Raw genomic sequence first — 7,374 nt, forward strand, 5'->3', positions numbered from 1 at the left:
CCGGTCCCGCCCGCCCGGCTCAGCGGCCGAGCACGTGCAGGATCCCGGCGAGGGCGGCGTGGACGCCCGTGGTCAGGGTCGGCTCCAGCACGGGGGCGAACTGCGGGGTGTGGTTGGCGGGGTTGTCCTCGAGCTCGTCGCCCTCGAATCCGCCCAGGAACCAGTAGACCAGCGGGACGCCGAGCGCGTCGGCGAGGGCCCCGACGTCCTCCGAGCCCATCAGCGGCGGCATCTCGGTGACGGCCTCGGCCCCCAGCTCCGCGCGCAGCGCGTCCATCACGGACGGGGTGAGCTCGACGTCGTTGTGGGTGCGGGGGAACGAGTTGTACCGGACGATCTCGGGTTCGGGGGCGCCGGAGGCCAGCGCCTCGGCCGTGAGGATCCGGTGGATCGCCGCGGAGACCTTCGCGCGGACCTCGGGCGTGGGCGTGCGCACGTTCAGCGCGATCTCCGCGGTGTCCGGGATGACGTTCTCCTTGAGCCCGGCGTGGAAGGTCCCCACCGTGACGACCGCGCGATCGGACGGGGCCACCTCGCGGGAGACGACCCCCTGCAGCCGCGTCACCGCGTGGGCGGCCAGGAGGATGGGGTCGATCGAGCGCTCCGGCATGGACCCGTGCGCCCCCCGGCCGCGGAAGGTCACGCGGAAGGAGTCGGCGAGGGACATCGCGTCGCCGGTGACGTAGTGGACGGTGCCCGCCCGCGCCGGCATGACGTGCTGGCCCAGCACGGCGGCGGGGCGGGGCACCCGGTTCCACAGTCCGTCCTCGAGCAGCGCGGCGGCGCCGGCATCCCGGCCACCTGCACCGTTCCGGACTCCAGCAGCGCCGCCCCGTGGCGGGCCACCGTGCGCTCCGGGGCGCCGAGCACCGTGGCGATCCGTCGCCAGCTGGCGCGGGGGTCCACCTGCAGGGCCGTCGCGACCGCCAGGTCCAGACCTGCGAGCGGGGTGGGGGATGCGCCCACGCTCACGCGTGCGACCGCCCGCTCACGCGCGCCCGCCGCCCGGTGCCACAGTCGGGCGCACGGGGTCGTGCGCCCTCCGCAGGCCGCCCTGCCACAGCGCGGCGAACGGGGTGGCCCCCTCCACGGCCTGGGCGATGCCCGCGGCCACGAACTCCTTCGCGCGACGGGCGGCCTCGAGTGGGGTGGCGCCCTTGGCGAGCTCGGCGGTGACGGCGGCGGCCAGCGAGCAGCCGGCGCCGGAGACGCCGGCCTCCCCGATCTTCGGGTGGACGAGCACCTCCACGGTGTCCCCGTCCACGAACACGTCCACGGCGTCCGGGCCCGCGATGTGCATGCCGCCCTTGGCGAGCACGGCCGCGCCGGAGATCTCGTGGATTCGCTCGGCGGCGGCGGTCAGGTCCTCCACGGTGCGCACGGTCATGCCGGAGAGCTGCTCGGTCTCGAAGTGGTTCGGGGTGGTGAAGGTGGCCAGCGGGAGCAGCTCGTCCCTCAGGGCCCGGTCCGTGTCCAGCGCGTGGCCCGGCTCCTGGCCCTTGCAGATCAGCACCGGGTCCAGCAGGACGTGGTCCCACTCCTGGCGCTTCAGCGCCTCGGCGGTGGTGCGGACGGTCTCCGGGGAGCCCATCATGCCGAGCTTCACGGTGCGCAGACGGCCGGCGTAGTCCGCCTGCACCGCCTCCAGCTGATCCGCGAGCACCGCGGTGGGCACGGGGAAGAAGCGGTGGCTCCACTCGTCCTGCGGGTCGAAGGAGACGATGCACGTCAGGCTGACGACGCCGAAGACTCCGAGCTCCTGGAACGTCTTCAGGTCGGCCTGCGCACCGGCGCCGCCGGTGGCCTCCGATCCGGCGATGGCCAGGGCGAGCGCGGGGGCGGACGCGGAGTGCTGGGGGGAGTGCGCGGTCTGGGGCATGCGCCCATGGTAGGACCGACCCCGGACGGGAAGCGCCCGACGGCCGGCGGTGTTCACTGGGGAGCGAGGGTCCTCGGACCCGGAGCGTCCGCCCGGGCGCCCCGAGCGACCCGCGAAGGAAGGGGACGGACGTGCTCGAGTTCCTCACCGGCACGGGCCTGGCCACCTCGGCCGGGCTCAACGCCTACATCCCCCTGTTCGCCCTGGGTCTGCTGGACCGGTTCACGGGGCTCGTCGACCTGCCCGCGGGCTGGACGTGGCTGTCCGCCGACGCCTCCCTCTGGATCCTCGGCGTCCTGCTCGCGCTCGAGCTCGTCGCGGACAAGATCCCCGGGGTGGACGCGGTCAACGACGTCGTCCAGACGGTCGTGCGTCCCGCGGCCGGCGGCATCGTGTTCGCCTCCGGCGTCGGCGCCGAGACGACGGCGGTCCACGACCCCGGCACCCTCTTCGCCGGGTCCGGCTGGGTGCCGGTGATCATCGGCGCGGGCATCGCGCTCGCGGTGCACCTGGCCAAGGCCGGCACGCGCGTGGGCGCCAACACGGTCACGGTGGGGGCCGCCGCGCCCGTGCTCTCGGCGGCCGAGGACGTCTCGGCCGCCGGCCTCGTCGCGGCCGCGCTGTTCCTGCCGGTGCTGGTCGCCGTGCTGGTGGTCGCCGTCGTCGTGGGCCTGTGGCTGCTGGCCCGGCGGTTCCGCGCTCGGCGGACGCGAGGCCGTGCCGCTGCCGCCCCGGGTGGGTCAGAATGGACCGCATGATCCTCATCTAGTCCATTAGGGGTCTGACCAGGTGCTTTGCGCTCCACGGGTAGGGCGTGACTACCCCACGACAAATAAGTGCCCCGGCAGGACGGCCATCCTCCGGGGCTTGGCCACCACGATCTAGGACGTGATGACGTGCCCCAGCGTACCCGTACCCTCCCCCAGCTTCTCCAGCCCGTTGCCCGCGCCGTCGTCTCCACGGCGCTCACGGCGGCGGGCTTTGTCGTGCTGTTCCTGCCCTCGATCTGGACCGGCCCCATGTGACCGAACGGCCCCCGCACGCGGGGCCGCGTCCTGTCCGCCGTCGTGACGGTGGGCGGCACGAGGTCACAGCGTGATCCTCCAGCGTCTACAGCCCTCTGTGCTGCCAATCATGAGGGCGCGGTGACACCCCTCCCGAATCGTCCGAACCGCCGGGCGAGGGGCGGCCAGTCGACGGCCAGCCCTAGGGCCACATGAGAGACACCCTGCCGATGGTGGGGGGTCTACTCGCCGTGGGCGAATGTCGCAGAGCGGGGGCGGAGGGCGGCGGGTCGTCTGGAGTGAGGGACCGGGAGACCTGGGCCCGTAGGGCTCCACTAGCCCCGTAGGGGCCTGGCAACCACGCACCTAGTCCAGCCCTGGCAGTAGAACACCACCCGCACCCCCGGAAACACGAATGGCCCCGACCATCCCATCCCGCAATGGGAGGGCCGGGGCCATTGTTTCTGTTCGCGTTGTGGACAACTCACGCCCACGTCGCCAGGCTGCGCTAGGTTGTCCTCAGCGCCGCCCGCCGCATCCCCCCTCCGCTGGCCTGGCGGCGTTAGGTGCCCTCGGTCGATCCCGTTTCAAGGCCGGGGGCACCGTCATGCCTGGGGGACTCCGGCGGTCACCACGCGGCCACCTCGGCGCACATCCACGCCCACCGTGCGCGTCCAGTCCTCCCCCACCATCGGCGGCGCTAGAGCCTCGGCGTGGTCGCACCACGCGCTCAGGTCATCGGCGGTCAGAGAGTCGGCCCACGCCTGGGAGTTGAGCCACGCTTCCCAGCGCGCATAGAGCGTGTCCCCCTCCCACGCGGAGGGGTCGAACTCGGGGAATGCGCCCGTGCGGTAGTAGGCATCCAGTACGGGAGGGGCGGCACGTTCACGACGGCGCATCACTTCACCGCCCGGATACCGACGCGCTGTTGTGGCAGCCGCCCGGCCTGCTGCTCGTCCTCCAGCGGGATACGCAGAGAGGCAACCAGCTTCGCCAGCGTCACCCGCTGCTGACGGGCCTCCACGAGTGCCGGATGCGCCCGCACGCCCTGGGGCGATTCGTGCGTGACGCCCTCGGCGTTCACGATGCGCTCCAGCTCGTCCAGGGCGTCCACAGTCCGCGCCGCCTGCAACAGCACCGATAACTCGTGCTCGGCCAACTCGAACTCATCCGCAACAGCCCTCCACAGGCGCTTACCGCCCGCTTTCAGCCCACGAGGGGCACGCGGGGCGGCGTACTCGTCTACATGTGTCGTCATGGTGGTGTACTCCTTCAGGGGCAGGTGGTGGCCGGACATGGCCGGCAAGAATCAGGGGCCGTCAAAGTGCCCGGGAACGGCACAATCACGCGGCAGGACGCGCTGCTGTGTGGCCCGTAGAACGGCGCGCGAGACGGCGGTGAGCAGAGGGTCAGACAGGCCATGAACGGGCGTCATAGGGGCCGCTAGGGCCGTCTGGGACAGGGCGAATCATCCACACCCTAAGAGGGAGTTCGCTAGACACGCAGGGCACGAGAACAGCGGGGAGGGGACCCTCCCCCCGCACCCCCTCGGATTCGAGACGGCGCATCGGGGCAGTGGGCAGTGCGTGAGCGTGTTGAGCGTGCGCGCCGTCGTGGACGCGGCGGGCGGGCATGTGTGGAAAAGCGTGGGATCTGCGGATTTGGCCTGTGCGTGTGCCACTACACCGACAGGGAGCGCCAGCACGGGGGGCGGGGAGGGGTAGGGGGTACCCCTTCTACGTCACGACGATGAGCGGGGTGAATGCCGCCGCCGTGCTCATCACGAGGACAAGCACGGCGACGGCAGGTGACGGGCAACGGCAAGTGGAAGGAGGGCGACTGCCTTTCGGGGTCGCGTGCCGTTGTTTTCCCCGTGGCGCAGGACGATCGCAGCCGGACCAGGCTCCCATCCTTCATTCAGCACCGCTCATGGTGAGCGGCCCGCCGTGATGTTGACGCCCGATCTTCACGCGGTCACAGGACGATGGACCCGCGCGCCTGAGCCTCCCGTCGGCGACGCTCCAACTCCTCGGCCTTCTCGTCCTCCACACGCTTCACCCGCGCCTGGAAGGCGGCGGCATCCTTAGCGAGAGAGAGCGTGTAACCGGCATGAACGGCGTCCCACGAGGTGACCTGACCCATCTTGTGTTCAGGGGTGTTGGTGTCCGTGATGATCACGTTCCGCTGGTGGTGCCACTCATCCAGCTCAGTAGCGCTGAGGTCCATCCACAGCAGCGGGCGCATGGAGTCATTCGGGTGGGGCATGTTGCTATCCATCACGATCAGGTTCCCCCACTGCTCGCGGATCAGCTCCACCGTTGCGTGCGCCCGCATGGTGGTGGCGGTCGTGGCCGCATCCTCGGGGGTCATCCCGGCGGCGATGGTCAGCGGGGCGCGCAGGTCGAAGTAGCCCAGCGTGGCGGCGGCGTTCTTCATGTCCTGAACGGCGGCGTCGAACTTCTCGATCACCTGAGCGCGGAGGGAGGGGGCCGCGTCCTTGAACTTCTGAATGTAGGCCGCGTCCTCGCGTGCCTTCATGGCCTCGTAGAAACCGCCCGCGCCAAGTCGCTCGGCCACGACGGCACGGAGCACGGCGGGATCGTCCAGGGGGTCACGGCCCGCGTCGATAGCGTCGATGGCGGCGGCGTTCACCTTGGCCGGCATGGCGGTGAACTTGGACGGGTCGGTGTCGCTGGGGGTGTGCTCAGGCTCGGGGATGCCGAGCATGTTCAGGGCCAGGCGGTAGGGGGCAAGGGCGATGCTGGAGTGGTCGTTGAGGTTCATGGCGAATGCCTTTCGTTAGGGGGTGATGGCAGGTCAGAGAGTCGCGGCGTCGGGGCCGGAACCGGCAGTGACGACGCGCCAATAAATCCAGTCGCGGATGACGGCGAGGACAACGTCGTCGCCGCGCGTGATGTTCAGGACGCCGGAGCGATTGACGGCCTGAAGGTGCGCGCCGTGGAAGTGGAGCGTTCCGTGCTCGGGGACGAGAACTTCGAGGTCGCGGGGGGTGGTGTCGGGGTTCATCGGTATTCCTTTGGGTAGGGGTCGGGATCAGGGGTCTCTACGGCGTCGGCGGCGTCGTGCAGCGCGTCGGCAAGCTGGCGGGCCTCGGCGGTGCTCAGGTGGCCGGTGAGTCGGCCCTGGTAGAACAGGCCCACGCCGTCCTCAGTGCGGGTGCCGATGCGCCATTGCCAGGGGCGCACGGTGTCCAGGCGGAGCAACCTCATCGGTCCCCCGGTTCGCTGGGATCGGACGCGGGGAGGGGCGGCTCGGCGGTGCCGTCCGCGGCGGTCAGGGTGGGCCGTGGGCGCGTGGTGACGGGCTCGGGGTTGTGCAGCTCGGGCCAGTCACGCGGAATCGGCGCCGGGCCGGTGAGCACGCGAGTACCCGTGTCCAGGGCGGTACCGGCCGGGTGCCGTCGCATGGCCGCGTGACGCTCGCGCCGGGAGTCCCGGCCACCACGGGCGAGGGCTACGAACCGGCGGACGTCGGCATCGGTGTACGTGGGGCGGGCTCTCATGGGCGCTCCCGGGATCGGTCGAGGGCGTAGCGGATGCTGTCGCACTCATTCCGCAGGTACGAGAGTTCAGCGGCTATGCGTTCCAGTGCGGTGACGGCGGCGTGTTTCGGTGTAGGCCGGGAGGGGGTGCTCACGAGTGGGGCTCCTTCTTCAGCTGGGCTAGTTCGGCCTCGGCCTTCTCGGCGCGGATGCGGAAACGCTCGGCGCGGTCCATGTGGAAGCGCACTTGCTGGCGCATGTTGTCCTCTGCGCTTGGGCGGTCGGTGTTCGGTGTGTCGGTCATCGTTGGGCCTTTCTGGGGACGACGACGGCCCCGGCATCGCAGGGATGCTCGGGGGCGTCTGGGGGGGTGAGTGGGTCCCAGTGGGTCCCAGTGGGTCCGGGTCACTGGGAACCGGGTCCCGTGAGTGGGTCCCCGTCCCGCTCTCTAAGAGCGGGACCCGGACCCACTCGGGGGCCTCAGTCGGGCAGATGATGAAGGGTCGAACGCTTCGGGCCGGGAGACGTCAGTAGCTCTCCCGTTTCCACGAGGTCCCGGACCGTCGCCACCGTGTCCGCCTTCCGCCCGGGGACTGCGGAGATGATGCTGTTCAGGCTCGGCGGGCTCGGGGAGTCACGGACCCATGCCAGGACTGCGGCGCGCCGGTCGGCGTCCACCTGGGCGGCGTGCGCCTCGGGGTCCACCTCGCGGGCCGGGGCTTCCAGCGTGAACACGATCCGCGACGGGTCGGTCGAGTCGATCAGCGCGACGGCGACGGCCTGAGTGCGGTCCGACTTCCGCCAGCTCCCGCCGTGAGGTCGCACCCGCCCGGGCCGATCCTTGCCGATCCGAACGGCGAGTTTGCCGGCCATTCCCACCCCCAGGGGGGCCAGCGGCTCCACGAGGAATGAGGCACCGTCCAGGGCGGAGAGTTTCGCCTGAGCACCGATAGCGAATCGCCCCCGGCCCTCCGTGGACTTGGTGACGT

The 7,374-nt window shown here is 71.1% G+C and carries 12 protein-coding genes; 2 read left to right on the plus strand and 10 right to left on the minus strand.

The features are described 5' to 3' along the window. Nucleotides 1-19 precede the first annotated feature (19 nt). Together KZX60_RS06425 and KZX60_RS06430 are read right to left on the minus strand one after the other, a co-directional pair. Nucleotides 20-748: a peptidase dimerization domain-containing protein gene (locus KZX60_RS06425; RefSeq protein ID WP_248116601.1), complete on the minus strand. Its 729-nt coding sequence runs from the start codon at nucleotides 746-748 to the stop codon at nucleotides 20-22. A 240-nt stretch (nucleotides 749-988) separates the two neighbouring features. Continuing rightward, nucleotides 989-1,879 (minus strand): hydroxymethylpyrimidine/phosphomethylpyrimidine kinase, encoded by an 891-nt coding sequence (locus tag KZX60_RS06430; RefSeq protein WP_248116604.1) that lies wholly within the window; start codon nucleotides 1,877-1,879, stop codon nucleotides 989-991. 131 nt (nucleotides 1,880-2,010) lie between these two features. On the opposite strand from KZX60_RS06430, the gene KZX60_RS06435 reads away from it, so the two are divergent. Together KZX60_RS06435 and KZX60_RS11990 are read left to right on the plus strand one after the other, a co-directional pair. Next, complete coding sequence (locus KZX60_RS06435; protein ID WP_248116605.1) at nucleotides 2,011-2,637, plus strand: DUF4126 domain-containing protein; 627 nt, start codon at nucleotides 2,011-2,013, stop codon at nucleotides 2,635-2,637. Between the two features lie 138 nt (nucleotides 2,638-2,775). Continuing rightward, a complete protein-coding gene (locus KZX60_RS11990) occupies nucleotides 2,776-2,904 on the plus strand; it encodes a hypothetical protein (protein ID WP_282442645.1) in 129 nt (42 codons plus the stop codon). A gap of 584 nt (nucleotides 2,905-3,488) precedes the next feature. Here the strand turns inward: KZX60_RS11990 and KZX60_RS06440 are convergent. From KZX60_RS06440 to KZX60_RS06475, 8 genes are all read right to left on the minus strand, one after another. Then, nucleotides 3,489-3,782: a hypothetical protein gene (locus KZX60_RS06440; protein WP_248116607.1), complete on the minus strand. Its 294-nt coding sequence runs from the start codon at nucleotides 3,780-3,782 to the stop codon at nucleotides 3,489-3,491. Beyond that, the gene (locus KZX60_RS06445) at nucleotides 3,782-4,180 is read right to left on the minus strand and encodes a terminase (RefSeq protein WP_248116609.1); all 399 of its coding nucleotides are present in this window, start codon (nucleotides 4,178-4,180) and stop codon (nucleotides 3,782-3,784) included. Before KZX60_RS06445 ends, KZX60_RS06440 begins: the two co-directional genes overlap by 1 nt. A gap of 677 nt (nucleotides 4,181-4,857) precedes the next feature. Further along, entirely contained in the window at nucleotides 4,858-5,667 is an 810-nt protein-coding gene (locus KZX60_RS06450; protein WP_248116611.1) for a hypothetical protein, read from the minus strand. 33 nt (nucleotides 5,668-5,700) lie between these two features. Further along, nucleotides 5,701-5,910: a hypothetical protein gene (locus KZX60_RS06455; RefSeq protein WP_248116613.1), complete on the minus strand. Its 210-nt coding sequence runs from the start codon at nucleotides 5,908-5,910 to the stop codon at nucleotides 5,701-5,703. Continuing rightward, nucleotides 5,907-6,113: a hypothetical protein gene (locus KZX60_RS06460; protein WP_248116616.1), complete on the minus strand. Its 207-nt coding sequence runs from the start codon at nucleotides 6,111-6,113 to the stop codon at nucleotides 5,907-5,909. Before KZX60_RS06460 ends, KZX60_RS06455 begins: the two co-directional genes overlap by 4 nt. Next, nucleotides 6,110-6,406: a hypothetical protein gene (locus tag KZX60_RS06465; RefSeq protein WP_248116618.1), complete on the minus strand. Its 297-nt coding sequence runs from the start codon at nucleotides 6,404-6,406 to the stop codon at nucleotides 6,110-6,112. Before KZX60_RS06465 ends, KZX60_RS06460 begins: the two co-directional genes overlap by 4 nt. Before the next feature lie 130 nt (nucleotides 6,407-6,536). Then, nucleotides 6,537-6,689 carry a hypothetical protein gene (locus tag KZX60_RS06470; RefSeq protein WP_248116620.1) on the minus strand — a complete coding sequence of 51 codons (153 nt, stop codon included), beginning with the start codon at nucleotides 6,687-6,689 and terminating at the stop codon, nucleotides 6,537-6,539. A 176-nt stretch (nucleotides 6,690-6,865) separates the two neighbouring features. Further along, a partial coding sequence (locus tag KZX60_RS06475) for a hypothetical protein (protein ID WP_248116622.1) occupies nucleotides 6,866-7,374 on the minus strand: 509 nt, incomplete at its 5' end.

The sequence above is a fragment of the Micrococcus sp. EYE_212 genome, assembly GCF_023147585.1.
Classification (GTDB): domain Bacteria; phylum Actinomycetota; class Actinomycetes; order Actinomycetales; family Micrococcaceae; genus Micrococcus.

Coding starts and splice junctions, on each gene's coding strand:
- KZX60_RS06445 (WP_248116609.1), bottom strand. CDS start 4,180: ATGTCCGGCCACCACCTGCCCCTGAAGGAGTACACCACCATGACGACA.
- KZX60_RS06460 (WP_248116616.1), bottom strand. CDS start 6,113: ATGAGGTTGCTCCGCCTGGACACCGTGCGCCCCTGGCAATGGCGCATC.
- KZX60_RS06455 (WP_248116613.1), bottom strand. CDS start 5,910: ATGAACCCCGACACCACCCCCCGCGACCTCGAAGTTCTCGTCCCCGAG.
- KZX60_RS06470 (WP_248116620.1), bottom strand. CDS start 6,689: ATGACCGACACACCGAACACCGACCGCCCAAGCGCAGAGGACAACATG.
- KZX60_RS06450 (WP_248116611.1), bottom strand. CDS start 5,667: ATGAACCTCAACGACCACTCCAGCATCGCCCTTGCCCCCTACCGCCTG.
- KZX60_RS06430 (WP_248116604.1), bottom strand. CDS start 1,879: ATGCCCCAGACCGCGCACTCCCCCCAGCACTCCGCGTCCGCCCCCGCG.
- KZX60_RS06465 (WP_248116618.1), bottom strand. CDS start 6,406: ATGAGAGCCCGCCCCACGTACACCGATGCCGACGTCCGCCGGTTCGTA.
- KZX60_RS06440 (WP_248116607.1), bottom strand. CDS start 3,782: ATGCGCCGTCGTGAACGTGCCGCCCCTCCCGTACTGGATGCCTACTAC.